The following is a 22,184-nucleotide window of genomic DNA, read 5'->3' on the forward strand; positions in this document are numbered from 1 at the left end:
GGTCAGGCGACCGGGTCGAGCGGAAGGTCGATCCGGGTGACGAAGTCGCCACCATCGCGTTCCAGCACGACGCTGCCTCGCCCCCAGGTGGCCGCCTCGATCCGCCCGATCGAGGCGCGCAGGCCGACCCCGTGGCCACTGATCGTCGTTCCCGCCGGCGCGACGGGATTCCGCACCTCGATGCACAAGCGGTCGTCGCACATCTGTGCGTGAACCGACACGACGCCGCCCTCGATGCGCGGCTCGATCCCATGACGGACCGCGTTCTCGACGAGCGGCTGGATGGACAGCGGGGGCACTGCGACGTCCGGCAGGTCGTCCGGCACCTGCCAGTCGATCGACAACCGTTCGCCGAACCGGCTCGCCTCGATACCGAGGTATCGGCGGGTCAGGGCGAGCTCGTCGTGCAACGGGATCAGCGCGTCCTTGCCGAGCGCGGCGCGGAACAGGTCGGACAGGTCGAGCAGAACGCGCTCCGCCTCGTCCGGGCGCGAGTGCACCAGCGCCGTCGCGGTGTTGAGCGTGTTGAACAGGAAATGCGGCCGGATCCGCGCATGCAGCACGTCGAGCTCGGCCTGCTTGGCGCGCACCGCCTGCAGCCGCGCCTCCCAGTGGTTCCGGAACGCCGCCAACGCCAGGCCGCCGACCATCGCCACGATGGCGAGCGTGCGCGCCGCGAGCCCGCCCCAGCCGCCGGGGATGTTCTCGCCGAGCGAGGGCAGGGCGCTCGCCGCGAGCACGAGCACCAGCGCCGTCGACGCGAGCAGGGCGCCGAACGCGATCGCGGCGACGCGGCGCGTGGGCACGCTCGCGAGGCGTTCGCGGGCCAGGTACAGGCCGCCCAGGGCGAGCAGGAGGATCCACTGCAGCGCGAGCGAGGCGAGGCCGAAAAACACCCAGCTGGGACGATCGCTGCCCAGCGCGAGCACCGCGGCAAGGCCTTCGCCGAACAGCACCACGCCGAACAGCGCCCGGGGCGACCACAAGGCCATGAGTGACGCCGATCGCGGATTTGCGGGTTGCGCTGAGGTCATCCGAGCCGTCCAGTCCGGTCGCGGGCCCATTCGTCGGTGCATGGTAGCGCCGCGGCCGCCTTCACTTCTAAGGTGACGTCGGGGTTTTCCGGGAGAGTCGCCGCATGTCCGTCCGCAGTGGTCGCGTTCAACCGAGGGAGGTGAGCCGATCGCCCGGTTTCACGTTGGTCGAGCTCGTGGTGACGATCGCGATCGTCGCCGTGCTCGCCGCGATCGCGTATCCGAACATGACGGGCATGATCAACGGGCAGCGCCTGACCTCGACGACGAACTCCCTGGTCGGTGCCATCCAAATGGCGCGTAACGAGGCGATCCGGCGGAACCTGCGCGTCGTTGTTTGCCGCACTGCGACCGGGACGGCCTGCGCGACGGGCAACGCCCTCTGGGGCCAGTGGTTGGTCGCCGCACAGTCGAAGCCCGGCGGTGCGTTCGACAGCCCGATTCGCTCCGGCGATGTCCCGCCCCAGGTACAGGTCAAGTCGACGGTCGCCGACGACACGCTGGTCTTCCGCGCGGACGGGCTCGGCCGCGCAAGCGCCGCTGCTGGCGCGGACCTGCTGAACACGACACTCACCGTCTGCATTCCGAGCAAGTTGCCTCCCGAGAACCAGCGCACCGTCAGCATCGCTGCGGGCAGCCGCGTCAGCAGCGCGCCCGTCGGCACCGGCACAGGCCTTTGTCCATGAACGTCCGCGTCCCGCGTCCCTCTTTCAACGGCGTCCGCACGCAGCGTGGCGTCGGACTGCTCGAAGTGCTCATCGCCGTGCTGGTCATGGCAATCGGCTTGCTGGGCATCGCGGCATTGCAGGCGACGGCGCTCAAGAGCGCCGAAAGCTCGATGGAGCGCAGCCAGGCGGTGGTCCAGACCTACGCGATCATCGATGCGATGCGTGCGAACCCCGATGCGGCGCGGGCCGGCGCTTACAACTACACGCTCTCCACGGCATGCGCCGCGCCTGGCGCCGGCACGCTCGCCAACAAGGACATCACCAGCTGGATCGATGCACTGCAGAAGTCGCTGGGCGCAGGAGCGTGCGGCACGGTCGCCTGCAGCGCAGCCGGCATCTGCTCGGTGACCGTGCAGTGGGATGACTCGCGGACCAGCGCCCAGTCCGAGGCCACCGCCGACAGCACCTTCAAGATCGTCACCGGAGCGCGCCTGTGAGTGCCAAGCCCTTCCGTCGCATGATGGCGGCTCCGCGCCGTCCGATGGGTTTCAGTCTCGTCGAACTGATGATTTCGCTGATTCTCGGCCTTCTCGTGGTGGCCGGCGCGTCGGGCGTGTTCTTGGCGAACCGTCGCGCCTATGCGAATACCGAGACGTTGGGACGGATGCAGGAAACGGCGCGCGTCGCTTTCGAGCTGATGGCGCGGGACATCCGCGAGGCCGGTGGCAACCCGTGCGGCAAGAACGTTCCCGTTGCCAACGTCCTGAATAACAAGGCGACGGACTGGTGGGCGGGGATGGGCACCGGCGTACTGGGCGGTACCGGCGCCCCGTCCGTGGCGGGGTCGGACTGGCTCCAACTCAGCTCCGCGACGACGGGCGTCGAGTACATCACCCGGACGCCGGGGCAGAACGACACGAAGAACGACAAAGACAAGGGTAACAACCAATCCGCACCGATCTTCATGGCCAAGGGCAAGACGGACATGAAGGACGGCGACATCGTCCTCGCCTGCGACGACACGCAGGCCGCCGTTTTCCAGATCACGAACCTCAATCTCAACGGATCGCAGATCGTCGCGGTGCACAACACGGGTACGGGTACGCCCGGTAACTGTTCAAAGCGCCTCGGCTTCCCGACCGGAAACCCGTGCTCCAACAGCACCGGCAACGCCCACGACTTCACCGGTGGCGCACTGGCTCGGATGACCGGGGTCAGGTGGTTCATCCGCGATAGCGGCCGGGGCAATTCACTCTACCGGTGCACGGCGGACGGCTGCGATACCGGCAAGCTCGACGAGATCGCCGAGGGCGTGCAGAAGATGACGCTCGAATACCTGGTCGCGGGCCAGACCGCTTACCAGACCGCGGCGGCAGTGACGGCCGCTGGAACGTGGAGCCGTGTCACCGCGATTCGCGTCACGCTTGACGTCGAAGCGCGCGCCGGTAGCGACAAGGGCGCCAACATCAGCGGCACCGATACGGAAGCCGGAAAGCTGAAGGTGCTGACCCGAAGCATCACCCACGTAGTCACTCTCCGGAACCGAATGGGATGAACACAAATCGATTCCGCTCGGGCGCGCCCCGCGCGCCGCAGGCTCAGCGCGGCGCCGCTCTCGTCGTCGTACTGATCCTTCTCTTGGTCACGACCCTGCTTGGGCTCGCGAGCCTTCGCGGCACACTGCTCGAGGAACGCATGAGCGCGAATCTCTACGATCGCGGGCTCGCCTTCCAGGCCGCGGAAGCCGCGCTGCGAGAAGGCGAGGCGCTCGTGACCGGCATCGATCCGCTCAGCCTGTTCCCCAGCCGTGGCAGCAACGGCGGGGGCTCGACCTGCACGAACGGCTTCTGCACGTCGCCCACCACCGCCCAGGCTGCGGATCCGCGTTGGCTTCTCGACAGTCCGCCCTGGCGGAACGGCGCGGCCGTCGCGAACGGCACCGCAGGGGGAAGCATCACCCCGCAGTTTTTCATCGAATACATGGGCAAGGGCGCCGGCTGGGCCGGCTGCGAAAAACTGCGCCCACGCAATCCGCAGTGCATGAAGTCCCGTTTCCGCGTGACCAGCCAGGGCGGCGATCCGTCTACCGGCCGCGCGGCCGTTCTTCTGCAGACCACTTTTGCAACGCCCTGACCGGTAGGTAGGCGATCATGACCACTTCCTCCTCGATGACGGAACGCTCGTCCGCCCTGCTCGGGGTCGGCACCGCTGCCGCGCTCGCCGCGGCGCTCGTCGGCTTCGTGCCGCTGCTCAATGCGGCGAACGCCCCGTATCCGGCGGTTGGCGTCTCGATTCCGGACAACCCCATCTTCGCGGTGGCCGAGAACAAGCCCAACGTCCTGATGGTGCTGGACAACAGCAACTCGATGGACGAGGCGCCGAACGGCGCGGCCGCGGGCAGCAACAGCCCCGACAGCAAGTCGGAGTCCGCGCGCGGCGTCATCAAGTCGATCCTGACGAACTACAACGGCCGCATGAGCGTCGGCCTGATGGCCTACGGCCAGAAGAACGTCGTCTCGGGGCACCTGTACACGTCGCCGTACGATTCCAGCTACGACCCCGCGAATTACAACCCGGCGTTCACGGGCGACCGTGCGTCGACGACGAAGCGCTTCCGCTTTCCGAATCCCACGTCGGCCGGCAATTACATCTACTACAACGTCGCGCTCCCGTTCTACGACACGAGCAAGTACGCCGGCGAGTTCTGCTACTCGGCAAACTCGGGTTTCCCGACCGGCCCGAACGGCAGCTATACCTGCTACACGACGAAGACCGGCACGTCCGATGCCGCGCCCGGAACGGCCGGCGCGGGCTACTCGGGCACGTCCCACGGCGCGACGTTCTTCCCGACCGATAGCGACTACGCGCAAGGCATCTCGTCGTTCGGTACGCGGATTTCATACCACTACGTTTCGCCGACCTGGAGCAGCAACGTCTCGCCGGGTCGCGGTTACCTGCACGTGCCGGTGAAGCCGCTGGATGACGCGCAGACGAATACGCTGCTCGCGAAGCTGGCCTGCAACATTCCCGGCGCTCCGTCGCCGTGCACGACCACCGGTATCCAGAACGCGGGCCTGACGCCGATCGAAGGCACGCTGCTGACCGCCAGGGATTACTTCTCGGGGACGTTGTCGCAGGCGACCGAAGGCTTCGCGACGGGCGTTTATCCGTTGCCCGCCACGTGTGCGAAGAACTACGTGATCCTGTTGACGGACGGCCTGCCGTCGACCGACAAGGCGGGTAATGCGACGACGGACCCGGCCGCCGCCATCACGGCGGCCGCCGCGGCCGCCAAGGCGCTCTATGACAGCGGCGTCGCGACGTACGTCGTGGGCTTCGCGCTTCCGTACGGCACGGACCCGGCGACGCTCGACAAGATCGCGATCGCGGGCGGCACCTCGAAGTCGTACCTGGCCAGCGACAAGGCTTCGCTTGACGCAGCGATGAACGACATCTTCTCGGACATCGACGCGCAGTCGGGTTCGAGCGGCGCCGTGGCGACCAATACCACCGGCCTCACGGCGGACACGCGCGTCTTCAAGGCGAGCTTCAATCCGTCCGACTGGTCCGGCCGCCTCGAGGCGTTCCCCGTCACCAACAAGGGCACGGGCGCTACCGCCGACTGGGTCGCTTCGACGCCGGCGGAAGCGTCGCGGAAGATCTTCACCTGGAACGGCAGCAGCGCCGTCGAGTTCAAGTGGGGGGTCATGCCGGCTGCGCAGCAGACCGCCCTCGGTACCGCGGACGTCGTCTCGTACCTGCGCGGCGACCGTTCGAAGGAGGGCACTACCTTCCGGCGGCGCAGCACGACCATCGGCGACATCGTCTATTCGGCGCCGGTGTACGTGCGCGAGAACGTGTCCTACGACGCGCTCGGTAATGCCGTGGCGCCGGCGATGGAGATCGTCGCGATCGGCGCCAACGACGGCATGCTGCACATCTTCAACGCCACGACCGGCGTGGAGAAGTTCGCTTACGTGCCCGCAGGCATCGACTTCGCGGCGCTGAAGTCGTACACCACGACGGGCTACGTGAAGTCGCACAAGTATTTCGTGGACGGGCAGATCGCGATCTCGCTGCGCGAGGACACCGGCGGCAAAAATATCCTAGTCGGCACGCTCGGCCGCGGCGGTCGCGGTGCCTTCGCCCTCGACGTCACCGATCCCGACAACGTCAAGGTGCTCTGGGACAAGACGGGCGCCGCGGCGCCGGACGGCATGGGCTTCGTGCTCGGCGCGCCGTTCATCAGCGACATCGACACCGGCAGCTCCGGGGTCGACGTGGTCTTCATCCCGAACGGCGTCACCCGTCCGGGCGCGCTGTACGAGGGCGGCGACAAGGCTTCCCTGTTCGTACTCAACGCGGTGAGCGGCGGCAACTACTATTCGCGTATCGACGCAATCGACGCGACGGACGTGGCGGGCGTGTCCAACGCGCTGTCGTCGCCTCGCGGCTGGGACGACGACAATGATGGTCTCGTCGACTACGTGTACGCGGGCGACCTGCGCGGTAATGTCTGGCGGTTCACGCTAGGCACGAGCAGCGCGACGGTCCAGCGCCTGTTCCTCGCGACGGATGCCACCAGCAAGCGGCAGCCCATTACGGGCGGCATGTCGATTTCGGTGGATCCGGTCAACTACGACATGTGGGTGCAATTCGGCACCGGTGCCTTCCTCAACAGCAACGATTTCAACAACCGTGACGTGCAGTCGATCTATGCGGTCAAGGACGATTTCACGAAGACCGGCATCACCCGGGCTTCGCTGCAGAAGCGGACGTTCCAGTCGCAGGCGGTCGTGAACGGCTACGTCCAGCGATTCCTGGAGCCGAACGGCACGCTGCTGACAGGCAAGAGTGGGTGGTACATCGATCTGGTGAGCCCGACCACGGGCGCCGAGGGCGAACGGGTCGTGGGTACGCCGCAGGAGCAGGCAGGCCAGTTGCGCGTGTCCTCGGGTATCCCGGGGTCCAACGCCTGCGTGCCTGCAGGTGGTGGCTACATCTACGTGATCGACGCCTTCAGCGGCACGAGCACCCCGTACCAGGCGATCGACACGAATGGCGATGGCGTGGTGGACGTGAGCGATACGAACAACGGCGCCGTCACCGGCGGTATCGGACTCAGCGTCGGCCTGGTCGGCGATACCGTGCAGAATGCGGATCTGCTCACGGCCGGTGGCTCGCTGAACGTGATGCAGTCGTTCAAGGTGCGCGACGACGCGGCGCGTGGCCGCCTGTCGTGGCGCGAAATCATCCGGGACTGACCAGTGAACTCGAATAACGTACGCAACCAGGCTGGCTTCACCCTTATCGAACTGATGGTGGTGGTGGCGATCGTCGCGATTCTCGCGGCGATCGCCGTGCCCTCCTACCAGCAGTCGGTCATCAAGAGCCGGCGCAATTCGGCCGCCGGTTGCATGCTGGGCGTCGCGCAGTATCTCGAGCGCTACTACACGACCAAGCTGACGTACGTGGGCGCCGCGCTGCCGACCGCGCAGTGCCTCAACGATCTTGGGGCGTACTACACGCTATCGCTCGCCACGCCGACGGCCACCACCTACACGGTGACGGCGACGCCCAAGGGGGCGCAGCTAAAGGACACGAAGTGCAACGTGCTGACGATCGATCAACGCGGCACGAAGTCGGTGACCGGCTCGTCCCCGGTCAAGGACTGCTTCTAACGGGTACTGAGTGCCCGTTTCCCGCAACAAAAAAAGGCCTGCATCTCTGCAGGCCTTTTTCATTTCGCGATGCTGGCGCCCGAAGTTGGACTCGAACCAACGACCCCCTGATTAACAGTCAAGTGCTCTAACCGGCTGAGCTATTCGGGCGGAGCGCGCATTTTAGCCATTCGGTCCCGGGGGTCAAGTGGACGGGCAGGGCGATTCGTCGCGCTCGCTGCGGACGCGACCCGCATTGTTCATGACGACCTTGGTCAGCCGGGCGCTGCCGACGCAGACGCTCAGTGTGAGATTCGTGCCCGAGGCCCAGCCCGTGGCCAGGTAGCGGACCCGCGTGCGGCCGGCCGACGACCTGATCCGCACGCCTTGGGGAAGCGGGCCGTGGACGATGAACAGGTCCGCGGGATCGCGCGGGGCGCGGTCGCTGGCATCGCCACGGAAGGCGATCCACCCGGCGGTCCAGTCCGATCCATCGCTGCATCCGCGGCCGTCCTGGGACGGGCAGATCGTGGTGCCGCCACGCGTCACCGCATGAATGCGGGCGCTCGCGAGCGTCGCCGTGAGCTCGGCGGCGGCGGACTGGGCCCGGAGGCGGGCCAGCAGGTCTCCGAATGCCGGCGCCGCGAGGCCGAGGACGATGGCGAGTACGGCGACGGCCGAAACGAGTTCGACGAGGGTGAAACCGGATGCGTTCCTTCGCATGGGGCGGTCCTTGGCGGGGTGCCGACAGTCTGGCGGCGCCGCGACGGCGCCTGAATCGGGCGGCTCCGTTCTGCATGGTCGGACATTTCCGATCTTGTCTTCATACGGGCTGGCTACACTTCCAAGGCATGAATGCACGCCTCGCAGAGAGCGCCCCGCCGAGCGGCCGCTTCCAGCTCGTCAGTCCCTATTCCCCGGCGGGCGACCAGCCGCAGGCCATCCAGCGCCTGTCCGCCGGCTTCGAGGCCGGGCTCGCGCACCAGACGCTGCTCGGCGTGACGGGCTCGGGCAAGACCTACACGATCGCCAACGTCGTGCAGCAGATCCAGAAGCCGACGATCGTGATGGCGCCCAACAAGACGCTCGCGGCGCAGCTGTACGGCGAGTTCAAGTCGTTCTTCCCGCACAACGCGGTCGAGTACTTCGTCAGCTACTACGACTACTACCAGCCCGAGGCCTACGTCCCGTCGAGTGACACCTTCATCGAGAAGGACAGCTCGGTGAACGAGCACATCGAGCAGATGCGGCTGTCGGCCACCAAGGCGCTGCTCGAGCGTCGCGATGCGCTGATCGTCTGCACGGTCTCGGCGATCTACGGCCTCGGCGACCCCGGCGAGTACCACCGGATGGTGCTGCACATGGTCCGCGGCGAGCGCATGGAACAGCGTGAGCTGATCCGCAAGCTCACCGAAATGCAGTACTCGCGGAACGACACGGAACTGCGCCGCGGTACCTATCGCGTGCGCGGCGAGGTGATCGACGTGCACCCGGCCGAGAGCGAGAACGAGGCCCTGCGCGTCGAGCTGTTCGACGGCGAGATCGAGCAGCTGTCGGCCTTCGATCCACTCACGGGCGAGGTCTTCCGCAAGCTGCCGCGGTACACCGTGTATCCGAAGTCGCATTACGTCACGACGCGGAAGACGGTGCTCGAGGCGGTCGACACCATCAAGGACGAACTGCGCGAACGGCTGGAGCAGCTGTACGCCCAGAACAAGCTGGTGGAGGCGCAGCGCCTGCAGCAGCGCACGCAGTTCGACCTGGAGATGCTCGCCGAAGTCGGTTTCTGCAACGGCATCGAAAACTATTCGCGGCACATGACGGGGCAGCTGCCGGGCCAGCCGCCGCCGTGCCTGTTCGATTACGTGCCCGCGGACGCGCTGCTGGTGGTGGACGAATCGCACGTCACGGTTCCGCAGGTCGGCGCGATGTTCAAGGGCGACCGCTCGCGCAAGGAGACGCTGGTCGAATTCGGCTTCCGGCTGCCGTCCGCGCTCGACAACCGGCCGCTGAAGTTCGAGGAGTGGGAGAACCGCGCGCCGCGCGCGATCTACGTCTCGGCGACGCCGTCGAAGTACGAGCTGGAGAAGTCCGAAGGCGAAACCGTCGAACTCGTCGTGCGCCCGACCGGCCTGATCGATCCCGAGGTCGAAGTGAGGCCCGTGGCGACGCAGGTGGACGACCTGCTCGGCGAGATCAACAAGCGCGTGGCGATGGGCGATCGCGTGCTCGTCACGACGCTGACCAAGCGCATGGCGGAGAACCTGACGGAGTACCTGACCGAGCACGGCATCAAGGTGCGTTACCTGCACTCGGACATCGATACCGTGGAGCGCGTCGAGATCATCCGCGACCTGCGGCTCGGCAAGTTCGACGTCGTGGTCGGCATTAACCTGCTGCGCGAAGGCCTCGACATGCCCGAGGTCTCGCTCGTCGCGATTCTCGACGCGGACAAGGAAGGCTTCCTGCGCTCGGCCGGATCCCTGATCCAGACGATCGGTCGCGCCGCCCGCAACCTGCGCGGCAAGGCCATCCTCTATGCCGACGTGGTGACGCGGTCGATGAAAATCGCGATCGACGAGACGGACCGACGGCGTGCGAAACAGGTGGAATACAACACCGAGCACGGGATCACGCCGCAGTCGGTGGTGCGGCCCATCAAGGACATCCTGGAGGGTGCGCGCAGCGAGCCCGAGGATGCCAAGGGCAAGGGCAAGAAGGGGCGGAGGATTGCCGAGCCGGAGACCGACTACGCGTCGCTCAGCCCGGTGCAGATCGCATCGCGCATCAAGGCGCTGGAGCAGCAGATGTACCAGCACGCGCGCGACCTCGAATTCGAGGCGGCGGCGAACGTGCGCGACCAGTTGCGCAAGCTCAAGGAAGCCGGCTTCGCGGGCTGAAGGGAGGCCGCATCCTCGTGGCATGATTTGTCTCCTAGGAATGCACGGGGGCAGGGATGCGCAAGGCGAAATGGTGGCTGGGGTGCGGCCTGTTCGCGGTCGTGGCGGCGACGTCGTGGTCGTTGGCCGGGCGACAGGGCGTCGGCGCACCTCAGGGGCATGCAGCATTCGACGCAGCGTCCGGTTCCGCCACGCCGTCGAGTCCGTCACCGGTGATCCCGCTCCAGCCGAGCGCTGCGCCTATCGCGATTGCGCTGGACCCCGATGTGCTCGATCGTGCGCATCGCGCGAAGCGTCTGGCTTTCGTCGCGCCTGGCGGCCGGCCGTTCGTTTTTCGATTGGATGGGCGTGAGCCGGCCCCGGGCGGCGCGACGACACTCACCGGCCGCACGGCCACGCGGCTCGGACCGCAGTCGCTCGTGCTGACCTACCGCGGACGCGCCGTATTCGGCGTCGTGCCGCTGCCGGACGGGCGCCAGTTGCAGGTCGAGACAAGCCGCGGTCGCGTCACGGCGCGGCTGGCGCGCGGGTTGATCCCGGCCGGGGCCGCGTTGCGCGATAGGGCGATCGACGACTTCGCCATTCCGGACCAACGTCGACCCGCGGTTGCCGGTGCTGTCGGCCAGGTGGCTCTTGATCGGCCAGGAGGCGACGTCCACGTCGCGGGCTCCGCTTCGCGCGCCGTCGCTGAACTACCGGTCACACCCGTCAGCATTGACGTACTGGCCGTGTATTCGGACGACCTGGTGACGCTGCGGGGCGACGTGGCGACGGCGGAGACCGACATGGCAAGCCAGTTCGCGGTCGCCAATCGCGCGCATGACGACAGCGCCACCGGAGTCCGGTTCCGCGTCGCCGGCATGCGCCGAGCCACGATCGACCCCGCACGCACCAACGACCAGGTACTCCGCGACGCGACGAACAATGTCGTTGCGGGGCTCGACATCCACGCCCTACGGAACGAGGTTTCGGCAGACCTCGTCGCCGTGATCAGGCCGTACCACGCGGGTGACGGCACCTGCGGCATCGCGTGGTTGAACGGTGCGGCACTTTGGCCGGAAGGGATGTCGGATCGCTACGGTTTCGCGGTCGCCGACGTCGACGGCTGCGGTGCCTACGTGCTGGCGCACGAGCTCGGCCACTCGCTTGGTTCGACGCACGACCGCGCGAACGTGCCCACCAACGGCGGGACGCCTCAATACGGGGCGTACGCGTTTTCCTTCGGTCATCGCCAGGACGGCGCGGTACCGTTTGCCACGGTGATGGCGTATGCGCAGGGGGCGCCCTGGCTCGGTCGGTTCTCCGACCCCGCGGCCAGCGCATGCGGCGCACGGTGCGGGATCCCCGACGAGGCCGACAACGTTCGCAGCATCCGCCTGACGGCGGCCCGGGTGGAGGCGTTCCGCGGACGGCCGGGCACGCTGTCGATCGGCGACGGTTCCATCCTCGAGCCCGACCCGGGCGCGGGCACGACCCTCGTCTTCACCGTCCGCTATTCCGGTGCCGCTCCGGCCGGCGGCATCCGGTTCGATGTCGAGCGCGTCGATGGCACCGCCACGCCCGACGTCGACTACACCGGTTTCCCGGTCCGCGACGTGGTGATTCCCGAAGGGCAGAGCGAAGGATTCGTCTACGCCAACGTGCAGGGCGACGAACTGATCGAGCCGGACGAAACGATCGTGCTGCGGCTCGCCAACGTGCGCGGCGCGGACGTGGAACGCGCGGAGGCGAGGGGAATCATCATCAACGACGATCCACGCGCGCAGATCCGCGGGCGCATACGGTTTCCGGAGGGCGCCACGCTGCCCAACAGCAACGTCCTGCTGAAGATCATGGCGGACGGGCGGGTCGACTCCTACGCCAGCGCTTATCCGCCGGACTTCACCTACCGTGCGTCCGTCGTCCCGGGTAGCGCGGTGACGATCGTCCCCGAAGCGGTGCCCAGCCCGTTCGTGGCGGAGGCCGTCGCGCTCGGGCGCGTCGACCGGTCGCGCGAACGGGACCTGTTCGCCACGCGCGGATTGCGGGTCTCGGGCCGTCTCGTGTTCTCGGACGGCGTCGCGGCCGGTCCGGTGCAGCTGGAGGCCAGCGCTTCATCGGACGGCGTGGTGACCCAAGACCGTTTCTTCCAGCTGGATCCGGCAAATCCGGAGTTCGAGATCAGCGTTGCTCCGGGCGCCTGGGTCCGGTTGAAGGCGGACCTAGCCGGGGACCCGACCCCCCCGCACCTCGCGATCGATACGGACGTTCGTGCCGACTGGCGCCACGATGTCCTGTTGTCGACCTTGCCGAGCATCACCGTCTGGAACACGCCGCGCCTGCCGGAAGGCGCTCCGGGCACGCACGGATCATCCGCCCTCATCGTTCAGTTGTCGGCGCCCGCGCCGGCCGGCGGCGTCGGCGTCCGGTACCGCACCGTGGACGGTCGGGCCAAAGCCGGCGAGGACTACCGGGCCGTCGCCGGCGAGCTGACGTTCGCCGAGGGCGAACGCGTCAAGTCGATCGAGCTGGAGTGGTACGGCGACGACCGCGTCGAGCGCGATGAGGACTTTTTCGTCGAGTTCGACGGCCTGCGCGGCGCCACCGCGGGCAACCTTCACCAGCGGCAGACGATCTTCGAGCCGACGCCCGACGCCTCGACGCCCCTGCCGGCCCTCCGGCTCGGGCCCTGAGCGTTGCCACTCCACGGCCGGCCTGCTAAAGTTCGCGGCCTGCTCCGGCGACGGAGTACGGGCGGTTAGCTCAGCGGTAGAGCACTACCTTGACATGGTAGGGGTCACAGGTTCGAACCCTGTACCGCCCACCACCTACGTGGTCAGACGGCGCGATCTACGGATCGCGCCGTTTGCTTTTTGGGGCCGGCGTGGCGCGGTTCCGATGCGTGCAGTCGACGGTGGGCCGGCCGCCGGGCCGCTGCACGGCGCCGTGCATGGCGCTCCAGCCGCTCCGCCGCGCGGCCCTCGACGTCCAGAAGCGCCAGCCAGCCGATGAGGCAGATGGCGGCAGCCACGGCGGCCATCGCGCGTCCGCCCGCATGCAGCCGACAGGCGGCGGCGATCAGCGCGGCGGTGACGAAGCCCAGCAGAGCGAGCAGGCGACGAAGGCGGCGAAGCGGCCGGGGCGTCGGCGTGGGATGGGGCATGACGGGCTCCTTGCGGTCGCGGTCATTGTTCGAACCGCCCATGACAAGCGGGTGAGCCGGCGCTGAAACTTCGATGACAGCGTCCGCGCGGTCGCGGCCGGTGCATCCGCGAGGCGTTAAGCTGCGTTTCCCCAGAGTCCGCCGGTCGCCCGCCGGCGGCGGAAGGAGTCCGATGTCCCTGCTGTCCGACCCGTTCGGTCGAACGTTCCCCTACCTGCGGCTCTCGCTCACCGAAGCGTGCAATTTCCGGTGCGGCTACTGCCTGCCGGACGGGTACGTCGCCGATGCACCGTCCCGGTTCCTGGACCGCGACGAGGTGCGCCGCCTCGTGGCCGCTTTCGCCGGCGTCGGCATGCGCAAGGTGCGGCTCACGGGCGGCGAGCCGACGCTGCGCAAGGACCTCGTCGACATCATCGACGACGTCGCACGCGTGCCGGGCGTGTCGTCGATCGCATTGACCACCAACGGGACGCGGCTGCCTGCGCACGTCGGGCCATGGCGGCGTGCGGGCCTGACTTCGCTCAACGTGAGCGTCGACAGCCTCGACCCTGCAGTCTTCCATGCGGTGACCGGGCACGACCGGCTGCCGGAGATCCTCGACGGCCTCGACCGCGCGCTCGCGCTCGGGTTCGCGGCCGTCAAGCTCAATGCCGTGTTGCTCAAGGGCGTGAACGACGAGACGCTGCCGCAGTGGCTCGACTACGTGCGCGACCGGCCGGTGAGCGTGCGCTTCATCGAACTCATGCGCACGAACGACAACGTGCCGCACTTCGAGCGCCACCATGTCCGCGCCGAGGCGATCGAACGCGAACTCACGCGGGGCGGTTGGCTGCGCATGATGCGCGCCTCCGATGCGGGCCCGGCGGTCGAGTACCTGCATCCGGACTTCGCCGGACGCATCGGGATCATCGCGCCCTATGCGCGCGACTTCTGCGCGGGCTGCAACCGCCTGCGCGTCACCGCACGCGGCGACCTGCGCCTCTGCCTGTTCGGCGAGTCCGGCGTGCCGCTGAGGCCGCTGCTGCAGCGCGACGAGGACCGCGACGCGCTGGTCGCGCTGATCGTCGACCAGCTCCGCCTGAAGGCGTCCGGCCACGGTCTGCACGAGGGCCTCAGCGGCATGACGCCGCATCTCGCGTCGATCGGAGGCTGAGTGGCGAACGAGGCGTTCCACATGGCCGACATCCGCGGCAAGCGGCCCACGCGCCGCCGCGCCGTCGCCGTCGGTGAACTCCACGCGGGTGCGGCGGCGTTCGCCGCCATCGTCGAGCGTCGACTTCCCAAGGGCGACGCGATGGTCATGGCGGAGATCGCGGGGCTGCAGGGCGCGAAGCAGGCGTCGAACCTCATGCCGCTCTGCCATCCGCTGCTGCTCGAACTGGTGCGCGTGCGTTGCGTGCCCGTCGAATCGCGCCATGCGATCCGCGTGTACTGCGAGGTCGCGACGGAAGCGCGCACCGGCGTCGAGATGGAAGCGCTCGCCGGCGCGACCGCGGCGCTGCTCACGCTGTACGACCTCACCAAGCCGGTCGAGCCCGCGCTCTCGATCGAGGCGGTGCGGCTGCTGTTCAAGGAAGGCGGCAAGAAGGGGCTGTGGCGGCATCCGCTCGGCATGAGCGACGAGGAGACGCAGCACTACAGGCCGCGCGAGATCGCACGGCTCGACGGCGTTCCCTGCGCGGTGATCACGCTCAGCGACCGCGCCGCGGCGGGCGAGGTCGACGACGCGTCCGGCCCCGAACTCGTCGCGGCACTCGAAGCGCTGGGCGCGCAGGTCCGCATCGAACTTCTGGCCGACGGCATCGAACCGCTGCGCACGCGACTCCGGGCGCTCGCCGACGACGGCGTCCGCCTCTGCCTGACCACCGGAGGCACCGGGCTCGGCCCGCGCGACTGCACGCCCGAAGCGCTGCTCCAGGCGGGCGGTGTCGACGTCGAGGGACTCGCCGAGATGTTCCGCAGCGAGAGCCGCCATTTCACGCCGCTCGCCTGGCTCAGCCGCGCGCGCGCGGTGCGGCTCGACCGCATGCTCGTCGTCGCGCTGCCGGGCAGCCCGCGCGCGGTCCGGCAGGGCTTCGGCATTCTCGCGCCGCTGCTGGCGCACGCGCTGGCCATGATCGACGGAGACGGGCACGCGTGATCGATTACGACGTCGCCCTGCAGCGGCTGCTCGAGCTGGCGCGCACCGGCGCGGTCGAGCACGTCGCACCGGAGTCCGCACGCGGCCGCGTGCTCGCCGCGCCGCTCGTGTCCGCGGAATCGCTGCCACCGTTCGACAACTCGGCGATGGACGGTTTCGCCGTGCAGTGCCGCGGTTCGACGTTGCAGGCCGGTGCCGAGTTCGACGTCGTCGGCGCGAGCGCGGCCGGCGACGGCGCGGGCAGGGCGGCGGGCGGCGCGTGGGAAATCATGACCGGCGCGCCCCTTCCGGCGGGATTCGACGCGATCGTGCCGGTCGAACAGGTGACTGCGAGTGGAGAGGGCCCCGACGGTCGCGCCGCGCGGATCCGCCTCGATGCGGGCGTCACGCCGGGCCAGCACGTGCGCCGCGCAGGCGAGGACGTCGCGGCCGGTGAGGTGCTCGCAGGCGCGGGAACGATCGTCGACCCTGCACTCGTGATGCTCTGCGCCGCGACGGGTGTCGCACGGCTGGCCGTCCACCCCCGGCCCCGCGTGGCACTGATCAACACCGGGCGCGAACTCGTCGATGATCCGTCGCGACCGCTGGCGGCCGGCGAGATCCGGAACTCGAACGGCCCGTTCCTTGCCGCGCGCCTCGAGTCGGCCGGCGCCAAGGTGGTGGCGCGTGCCACGGTCGGCGACGACATCGACGCCTTCCTCGACGCGCTCGAGGCCGCCACGGGTGCCGATCTGATCGTCAGCACCGGCGCGGTGTCGATGGGACGTTTCGACTTCGTGCCGGACGCGCTCGCACGCGTCGGCGCGCGCACGCTGTTCCACAAGGTGCGCATCCGTCCGGGCAAACCCATCCTCGCCGCGGTCCTCACGTCGGGCGCGTTGTTCTTCGGACTGCCGGGCAATCCGGCCTCCACGGCAGTGGGCCTGCGCTTCTTCGTCGAGCCCGTGCTGCGCGCGATGTTGGGGCTGCCGGTCGAGCAGGTGCGGCGCCTGCCGCTGCTCGCGCCGTATGCCAAACGCGTGCCCCTGCGCATGCATCTGAAGGCGCGCGTGGCGCTGGACAGCGCCGGTCGCGCCGCCGTCGAAATCCTCGGCGGGCAGGAATCGTTCCGCATCCGTCCGTTGCTCGACGCGAACGCCTGGGCCGTGGTCGACGCCGACGTCGATGCACTCGATGCCGGCGCGCCCGTGCAGGTGGTCACGCGCGGCCACCTCGACGCGCTGGAAATCGCGGCATGAGGTTCGAGATCCAGCTCTTCGGCGCCCTGCGCGAAGCCGAACCGGGCGCGCGGCTGGTGCTGGAGTCGCCTGCGACGACCGTCCGGGAGCTGCGCGCGGCCGTCGACGCACACGCCAACACGCAGTGGACGGCGGCGGCCCGTGCGCTGCTCGCGCGTTCGGCGTTCGCGAACAGCGACGCCGTCCTGCGCGATGCGGAACCGCTGCCCGCCGACGGCCACCTCGCCCTGCTGCCGCCCGTGAGCGGAGGCTGAGATGACGGCCGTGCACACCGCCATCGTCGAGGCCGGCGAGCGTGCGCTCGACATCGGCGCCGCCTTCGATTTCGTCGCGGATTCCGGCTTCGGCGGCTATACCGCGTTCGTCGGACGGATCCGGGACCTCAACCGGGGCCGCGTCGTGCGGGCCGTCGCCTACGACATGTTCGACGCGCTCGCGCTTCGGCGTTTCGACGAGATCGCCGCGGAAGCGGTGACGTCGTTCGGCCCGGACGTGCGCGTCTGGATCGAGCACGCGAAGGGACGGGTGCCCGTCGGCGGCGTCGCAGTGGTGGTGGCGGTGGGAACCCCGCATCGCGACGAAGCATTCCGGGCGTGCCGGCAGGTGATCGAGGCCGTGAAGCACACCGTGCCGATCTGGAAGCAGGAGCAGTACGCGGACGGCAGCAGCGAATGGAGCGAGGGCTGCTCGCTCTGCCACGACGCATGAGCCGCGATTTCGCCGGGATCGTCCTGGCGGGCGGGCGCTCGCGTCGAATGGGTCGCGACAAGGCGATGCTGCTGCTCGATGGCGAAACGCTGCTCGACCGTGCGATCGCGACGCTGCGGGCCGCCGGTGCGGTTGAGGTGCGCGTCAGCGGGGATCGGCCGTCGCACGACGGGCTCCCCGATGCGCAGCCCGAGATGGGGCCGGTGGGGGGACTTGCCTCGGTCCTCGCGCACTGCGCCGACGGCGTTGCCCTGGCCGTCGCCGTCGATCAGCCCCGACTGGACGCCGGGACGCTCCGTCGGCTCCTCGATGCGCTCGAAGGTGCCCCCGCGGCGGCCTACGCGGGCCATCCGCTGCCGCTCGCGCTGCGGGTGGACGCCGTGAGCCGGGAGACTGTCGCGACCGCGGTTCGCGCGTCGCCACGCGGGCCGTCCATCCGCGACCTGCATCGCGCACTGGGCGGCGTCGAGCTGCCGCCGCCGCCGGGCGACGCGCTGTTCAATGCGAACACGCCGGATGACTGGGCCGAGGTCGAGTCATGAAGCTGCAGTTCGACGAGGCCGGACTGCGCATACGGGTGTCCCGCAGCGAGTTCGCCGCTTTGCGGTCGGGCGTGGCCTTGGCCGCCGATCTGGAGTGGCCGGCGATGCCCTGGCGCCTGTCGGTCCGCTCCGGGGCGCAACTCGCGGTCCGCCATGAGCACGGCCGCGTCGTCCTCGATCTTCCGGATGCCGACCTGGCCGCGCTCGCCGGCCGGCTGCCTGCGCGCGACGGCCTCCGCTATCCGCTCGACCTGCCGGCGGGCCCGGTCGAGGTGCGATTCGAGGTGGACTTCCACGACGGCCGCGGCCGCCCGCGTTGACGCGCGCGGCGATCTCGCCAACCATGGACGGCCTGCGCGGGGCCTCGCCCGCGCCCGAACGAGGTGGCCCGCGGGAACGCCGGCCGAGCGTGCGACATGAGCACTACCATCGCCCCGCGCTGATTCCTCCCGCACCGGCGCGCGCCGGTGTCGCGTTTCCTGCCGCCCCCGGCACCGCTTTTCCGGACATCCCATGATCGCCATCACGCTGCCCGACGGCTCGCGCCGCGAGTTCGACCATCCCGTTTCCGTCGCCGACGTCGCGGCCTCCATCGGCCCCGGCCTCGCGAAGTCGACCGTCGCCGGCCAGGTCGACGGCAGGCTCGTCGACGCCTGCGACGTCATCGACCACGACGCGTCGCTGCGCATCATCACGCCGAAGGATCCCGAAGGCGTCGAGATCATCCGCCACTCCTGCGCGCACCTCGTGGGCCACGCGGTGAAGCAGCTCTATCCGAACGCCAAGATGGTGATCGGCCCGGTGATCGAGGACGGCTTCTACTACGACATCTGGAACGAGCGCCCGTTCACGCCGGAGGATCTCGAGGCGATCGAGAAGCGCATGGTCGAGCTGATCGACAAGGACTACGACGTCGTCAAGAAGGTGACGCCGCGCGACGAGGTCATCGCGACGTTCAAGGCGCGCGGCGAGGACTACAAGCTGCGCCTCGTCGAGGACATGCCCAACGAGACCGCGATGGGCCTGTACCACCACGAGGAATACGTCGACATGTGCCGCGGCCCGCACGTGCCGAACACGCGCTTCCTCAAGGCGTTCAAGCTCACGCGCATCAGCGGCGCCTACTGGCGCGGCGATTCGAAGAACGAGCAGCTGCAGCGCATCTACGGCACCGCCTGGGCGGACGCCAAGCAACTCAAGGCCTACATCCAGCGCATCGAGGAAGCCGAGAAGCGCGACCACCGCAAGATCGGCAAGCAGCAGGATCTCTTCCATATCCAGGAAGAGGCGCCGGGCCTGGTGTTCTGGCATCCGAAGGGCTGGTCGATCTGGCAGGTGGTCGAGCAGTACATGCGCCGCGTCTACCGCGAGAGCGGCTACCAGGAAGTGCGCTGCCCGCAGATCCTCGACGTCTCGCTGTGGCAGAAGTCCGGCCACTGGCAGAACTACAAGGACAACATGTTCTTCACCGAGTCCGAAAAGCGGACCTACGCGCTGAAGCCCATGAACTGCCCGGGCCACGTGCAGGTCTTCAACCAGGGCCTGCACAGCTACCGCGACCTGCCGATCCGCTACGGCGAGTTCGGCGCCTGCCACCGCAACGAGCCGTCGGGCGCGCTGCACGGCATCCTGCGCGTGCGCGGCTTCACGCAGGACGACGGCCACGTCTTCTGCGTCGAGGACCAGGTCGAAGGCGAGGTGCGCGCCTTCCACCAGCAGGCGCTGAAGGTGTACGCCGACTTCGGCTTCGAAGACATCCAGATCAAGATCGCGCTGCGTCCCGACAACCGCCTCGGCGACGATGCGACCTGGGACCGTGCGGAGGACGCGCTGCGCACGGCACTGCGCGCCGCGGGCGTCGAATGGGAGGAGCTGCCGGGCGAGGGCGCCTTCTACGGCCCGAAGATCGAGTACCACCTGCGCGATGCGATCGGTCGCACGTGGCAGCTCGGCACCATGCAGGTCGACTTCATGATGCCGGGCCGCCTGGGCGCCGAGTACGTCGACGAGCATTCGCAGCGCCGCCATCCGGTGATGCTGCATCGGGCGATCGTCGGCTCCATGGAGCGCTTCATCGGCATCCTGATCGAGCACCACGCCGGCGTCTTCCCGAGCTGGCTGGCCCCGATCCAGGCGGTGGTCATGAACATCACCGACGCCCAGGCGGATTACGTCGACGGCGTCCGGAAAACCCTTGTGAATCAAGGCCTCCGGGTCCATTCCGATTTGCGGAACGAGAAGATCGGCTATAAGATCCGCGAGCACACGCTGCAGCGCGTGCCGTACCTGCTGGTGGTCGGAGACCGCGAGAAGGAGAACGGCATGGTGGCCGTGCGGACCCGCGGAGGGGAGGACCTGGGCTCGATGACCCTCGACCAGTTCGCCGCGAGACTGCAGGGCGAGGCCCTCTGACGGGCCTGGCTGCCGAATCGACCGGCCGTTCCGACGGCCGGTTCCATCACCGGAGATCGCAACATCAGTACCGCCGAAAAGCCGAATCGCAAGAACGCTGAAATCCGAGTCCCGCGCGTCCGAGTCATCGGAAGCGACGGTGAAATGATCGGCGTGCTCTCGCGCGACGAGGCCCTGAACATGGCCCAGGAGGAGGGCCTCGACCTGGTCGAAATCCAGCCGAACGCGGACCCGCCGGTCTGCAAGATCATGGATTTCGGCAAGTTCCGCTTCGAGCAGCAGAAGAAGGCCAACGAGGCCAAGAAGAAGTCGAAGCAGGTCGAAATCAAGGAAATGAAGTTCCGCCCCGTCACCGACGAGGGGGACTACCAGATCAAGCTGCGCAACATGCGCCGCTTCCTGGAGGAAGGCGACAAGATCAAGGTCAACATCCGCTTCCGCGGGCGCGAGATGAGCCACCAGGAGCTCGGTCGCGAGATGGCGAACCGGATCGAGAAGGACCTGGGCGAGGACATCGTCATCGAGTCCCGGCCGCGCCTCGAAGGCCGCCAGATGGTGATGATGATCGCGCCGAAGAAGAAGCAGCCGTAAGGCGCTTCGTGGTGCAGCAGGCGGCCCGCTTCGGCGGGCCGTCGGCGTTTGGGCGGTCGCTCGGGGGCGGTCAGTAGGCTCCGCGTTGGGTCGGTGGCCAACGGCCAAGGCTCCGGCCCGGCGGCCGTGTCGCCCCGTCCCCGCGGGCCCGCGCGATGCCAAGCCACTGATTTGCACCGCTTTAACGCCTCGTGCACAATATGCGGCCCGGTTCGCGCCGGGTGGTATCAGGACCCGTCACGACCGGCTCGGCCGGCTCGTCGACCACACGCCGGTATGGGCAGGACGGAAAGCGTGGCGCAGGCCACCGCCCAGCCAGTCAGAAACTCCGAACGGACATCGATATGCCCAAGATCAAGACCAATCGGGCGGCGGCCAAGCGCTTCCGGAAGACCGCTTCCGGCAAGTACAAGTGCGGCCACGCCAACAAGAGCCACATCCTCACCAAGAAGGCGACCAAGCGGAAGCGCAACCTCCGGCAGACGAACCACGTTCGTGCCGAGGACGCGGGCCGTCTGGACCGCATGCTTCCGTATCTCTGAGGAGGGCTAGAAAATGGCACGAGTTAAGCGTGGCGTGATGGCGCGTCGCCGTCACAAGAAGGTCCTCGCCCAGGCGAAGGGTTACTACAACGCGCGTCGCAAGGTCTTCCGCGTTGCCAAGCAGGCGGTCACGAAGGCGCTGCAGTACGCGTACATCGGCCGCAAGCAGAAGAAGCGTCATTTCCGCACCCTGTGGATCGCGCGTATCAATGCCGCGGCCCGCATGAACGGCATGAGCTACAGCCGCTTCATCAACGGCCTGCTGAAGGCCGGCATCACGCTCGATCGCAAGGTGCTGGCCGACATCGCCGTGCACGACGCGGCGGCGTTTACCACGCTGACCGAGAAGGCGAAGAGCGCGCTCGCGGCGTAAGAAGCATCAGCGGAGCCCGCGCGCCATGCGTGGGCTTTCGCGGAAAGCCTCACGCATGGGGGAAGGGCGCAAGTCCTTCCCCCATGTTCGTTTTGGAAGCACCGGGCCGCGGCCCTTGGTCGGAACGGAGAGGTGGATCGCGGCCGCGATCGCGCCGTCTGCTGACGAGGGCGTCTGTCGACGGCACCGCATAATTCTCCGAACGGTGCCCCGTGCCGGCCGGAACAATGGAGA

General features: G+C 68.4%; 22 protein-coding genes and 2 tRNA genes. 20 read left to right on the forward strand and 4 right to left on the reverse strand.

Annotated elements, in window-relative coordinates:
• Nucleotides 1-2: 2 nt before the first annotated feature.
• Nucleotides 3-992 carry a sensor histidine kinase gene (locus ACY35P_RS02780; protein WP_462114303.1) on the reverse strand — a complete coding sequence of 330 codons (990 nt, stop codon included), beginning with the start codon at nucleotides 990-992 and terminating at the stop codon, nucleotides 3-5.
• Nucleotides 993-1,138: 146 nt separating this feature from the next.
• Between ACY35P_RS02780 and ACY35P_RS02785 the strand changes: the two genes are divergently transcribed.
• From ACY35P_RS02785 to ACY35P_RS02810, 6 genes are read left to right on the forward strand one after another with little or no spacing between them, the layout of a single operon-like run.
• Entirely contained in the window at nucleotides 1,139-1,720 is a 582-nt protein-coding gene (locus tag ACY35P_RS02785; RefSeq protein WP_462114304.1) for a GspH/FimT family pseudopilin, read from the forward strand.
• Nucleotides 1,717-2,199 (forward strand): type IV pilus modification protein PilV, encoded by a 483-nt coding sequence (gene pilV, locus ACY35P_RS02790; protein ID WP_462114305.1) that lies wholly within the window; start codon nucleotides 1,717-1,719, stop codon nucleotides 2,197-2,199. Before ACY35P_RS02785 ends, pilV begins: the two co-directional genes overlap by 4 nt.
• Nucleotides 2,196-3,257, forward strand: coding sequence for a PilW family protein (locus ACY35P_RS02795; protein WP_462114306.1), 1,062 nt, complete (start codon nucleotides 2,196-2,198; stop codon nucleotides 3,255-3,257). Before pilV ends, ACY35P_RS02795 begins: the two co-directional genes overlap by 4 nt.
• Nucleotides 3,254-3,835 carry a pilus assembly PilX family protein gene (locus ACY35P_RS02800; protein ID WP_462114307.1) on the forward strand — a complete coding sequence of 194 codons (582 nt, stop codon included), beginning with the start codon at nucleotides 3,254-3,256 and terminating at the stop codon, nucleotides 3,833-3,835. Before ACY35P_RS02795 ends, ACY35P_RS02800 begins: the two co-directional genes overlap by 4 nt.
• 17 nt (nucleotides 3,836-3,852) lie before the next feature.
• Nucleotides 3,853-6,966: a pilus assembly protein gene (locus ACY35P_RS02805; RefSeq protein ID WP_462114308.1), complete on the forward strand. Its 3,114-nt coding sequence runs from the start codon at nucleotides 3,853-3,855 to the stop codon at nucleotides 6,964-6,966.
• A 3-nt stretch (nucleotides 6,967-6,969) separates the two neighbouring features.
• Nucleotides 6,970-7,383, forward strand: a complete 414-nt coding sequence (locus ACY35P_RS02810) for a type IV pilin protein (RefSeq protein ID WP_462114309.1) — start codon at nucleotides 6,970-6,972, stop codon at nucleotides 7,381-7,383.
• A gap of 73 nt (nucleotides 7,384-7,456) precedes the next feature.
• On the opposite strand, the gene ACY35P_RS02815 is transcribed toward ACY35P_RS02810, so the two are convergent.
• Together ACY35P_RS02815 and ACY35P_RS02820 are read right to left on the reverse strand one after the other, a co-directional pair.
• A tRNA-Asn gene (locus ACY35P_RS02815) sits at nucleotides 7,457-7,533 on the reverse strand.
• Between the two features lie 33 nt (nucleotides 7,534-7,566).
• Nucleotides 7,567-8,085 (reverse strand): GspH/FimT family pseudopilin, encoded by a 519-nt coding sequence (locus ACY35P_RS02820; protein ID WP_462114310.1) that lies wholly within the window; start codon nucleotides 8,083-8,085, stop codon nucleotides 7,567-7,569.
• 128 nt (nucleotides 8,086-8,213) lie between these two features.
• Here ACY35P_RS02820 and uvrB point away from each other — a divergent pair, with 128 nt between their 5' ends.
• From uvrB to ACY35P_RS02835, 3 genes are all read left to right on the forward strand, one after another.
• A complete protein-coding gene (gene uvrB / locus ACY35P_RS02825; RefSeq protein ID WP_462114311.1) occupies nucleotides 8,214-10,262 on the forward strand; it encodes an excinuclease ABC subunit UvrB in 2,049 nt (682 codons plus the stop codon).
• Between the two features lie 56 nt (nucleotides 10,263-10,318).
• Nucleotides 10,319-12,934: a Calx-beta domain-containing protein gene (locus ACY35P_RS02830; RefSeq protein ID WP_462114312.1), complete on the forward strand. Its 2,616-nt coding sequence runs from the start codon at nucleotides 10,319-10,321 to the stop codon at nucleotides 12,932-12,934.
• Between the two features lie 59 nt (nucleotides 12,935-12,993).
• Nucleotides 12,994-13,068: transfer RNA gene (locus tag ACY35P_RS02835), tRNA-Val, on the forward strand.
• 9 nt (nucleotides 13,069-13,077) lie between these two features.
• Here ACY35P_RS02835 and ACY35P_RS02840 read toward each other — a convergent pair.
• The gene (locus tag ACY35P_RS02840; protein WP_462114313.1) at nucleotides 13,078-13,404 is read right to left on the reverse strand and encodes a hypothetical protein; all 327 of its coding nucleotides are present in this window, start codon (nucleotides 13,402-13,404) and stop codon (nucleotides 13,078-13,080) included.
• A 172-nt stretch (nucleotides 13,405-13,576) separates the two neighbouring features.
• Between ACY35P_RS02840 and moaA the strand changes: the two genes are divergently transcribed.
• The 11 genes from moaA (at nucleotide 13,577) to rplT (ending at nucleotide 21,950) form a co-directional block, all read left to right on the forward strand.
• Nucleotides 13,577-14,557 carry a GTP 3',8-cyclase MoaA gene (gene moaA, locus ACY35P_RS02845; RefSeq protein WP_462114314.1) on the forward strand — a complete coding sequence of 327 codons (981 nt, stop codon included), beginning with the start codon at nucleotides 13,577-13,579 and terminating at the stop codon, nucleotides 14,555-14,557.
• A 21-nt stretch (nucleotides 14,558-14,578) separates the two neighbouring features.
• Nucleotides 14,579-15,544: a bifunctional molybdenum cofactor biosynthesis protein MoaC/MoaB gene (gene moaCB / locus ACY35P_RS02850; protein ID WP_462114315.1), complete on the forward strand. Its 966-nt coding sequence runs from the start codon at nucleotides 14,579-14,581 to the stop codon at nucleotides 15,542-15,544.
• Nucleotides 15,541-16,782 (forward strand): molybdopterin molybdotransferase MoeA, encoded by a 1,242-nt coding sequence (locus ACY35P_RS02855; protein ID WP_462114316.1) that lies wholly within the window; start codon nucleotides 15,541-15,543, stop codon nucleotides 16,780-16,782. Before moaCB ends, ACY35P_RS02855 begins: the two co-directional genes overlap by 4 nt.
• Nucleotides 16,779-17,036, forward strand: coding sequence for a MoaD/ThiS family protein (locus ACY35P_RS02860; protein ID WP_462114317.1), 258 nt, complete (start codon nucleotides 16,779-16,781; stop codon nucleotides 17,034-17,036). The genes ACY35P_RS02855 and ACY35P_RS02860 overlap by 4 nt, the downstream gene beginning before the upstream one ends.
• Nucleotide 17,037: 1 nt before the next feature.
• Nucleotides 17,038-17,490 carry a molybdopterin synthase catalytic subunit gene (locus ACY35P_RS02865; RefSeq protein WP_462114318.1) on the forward strand — a complete coding sequence of 151 codons (453 nt, stop codon included), beginning with the start codon at nucleotides 17,038-17,040 and terminating at the stop codon, nucleotides 17,488-17,490.
• Entirely contained in the window at nucleotides 17,487-18,032 is a 546-nt protein-coding gene (mobA, locus tag ACY35P_RS02870) for a molybdenum cofactor guanylyltransferase (protein ID WP_462114319.1), read from the forward strand. The genes ACY35P_RS02865 and mobA overlap by 4 nt, the downstream gene beginning before the upstream one ends.
• Nucleotides 18,029-18,352: a hypothetical protein gene (locus ACY35P_RS02875; protein WP_462114320.1), complete on the forward strand. Its 324-nt coding sequence runs from the start codon at nucleotides 18,029-18,031 to the stop codon at nucleotides 18,350-18,352. The genes mobA and ACY35P_RS02875 overlap by 4 nt, the downstream gene beginning before the upstream one ends.
• 193 nt (nucleotides 18,353-18,545) lie before the next feature.
• Nucleotides 18,546-20,444: a threonine--tRNA ligase gene (thrS, locus tag ACY35P_RS02880; protein WP_462114321.1), complete on the forward strand. Its 1,899-nt coding sequence runs from the start codon at nucleotides 18,546-18,548 to the stop codon at nucleotides 20,442-20,444.
• 63 nt (nucleotides 20,445-20,507) lie between these two features.
• On the forward strand, nucleotides 20,508-21,035 hold the full coding sequence (gene infC / locus ACY35P_RS02885) for a translation initiation factor IF-3 (RefSeq protein ID WP_462114350.1): 528 nt from the start codon (nucleotides 20,508-20,510) through the stop codon (nucleotides 21,033-21,035).
• Nucleotides 21,036-21,379: 344 nt separating this feature from the next.
• Entirely contained in the window at nucleotides 21,380-21,577 is a 198-nt protein-coding gene (gene rpmI / locus ACY35P_RS02890) for a 50S ribosomal protein L35 (RefSeq protein WP_027083463.1), read from the forward strand.
• Between the two features lie 13 nt (nucleotides 21,578-21,590).
• Nucleotides 21,591-21,950, forward strand: a complete 360-nt coding sequence (rplT, locus tag ACY35P_RS02895; RefSeq protein WP_462114322.1) for a 50S ribosomal protein L20 — start codon at nucleotides 21,591-21,593, stop codon at nucleotides 21,948-21,950.
• The last annotated feature ends 234 nt before the right edge of the window (nucleotides 21,951-22,184 follow it).

Source organism: Lysobacter xanthus, from assembly GCF_047159895.1.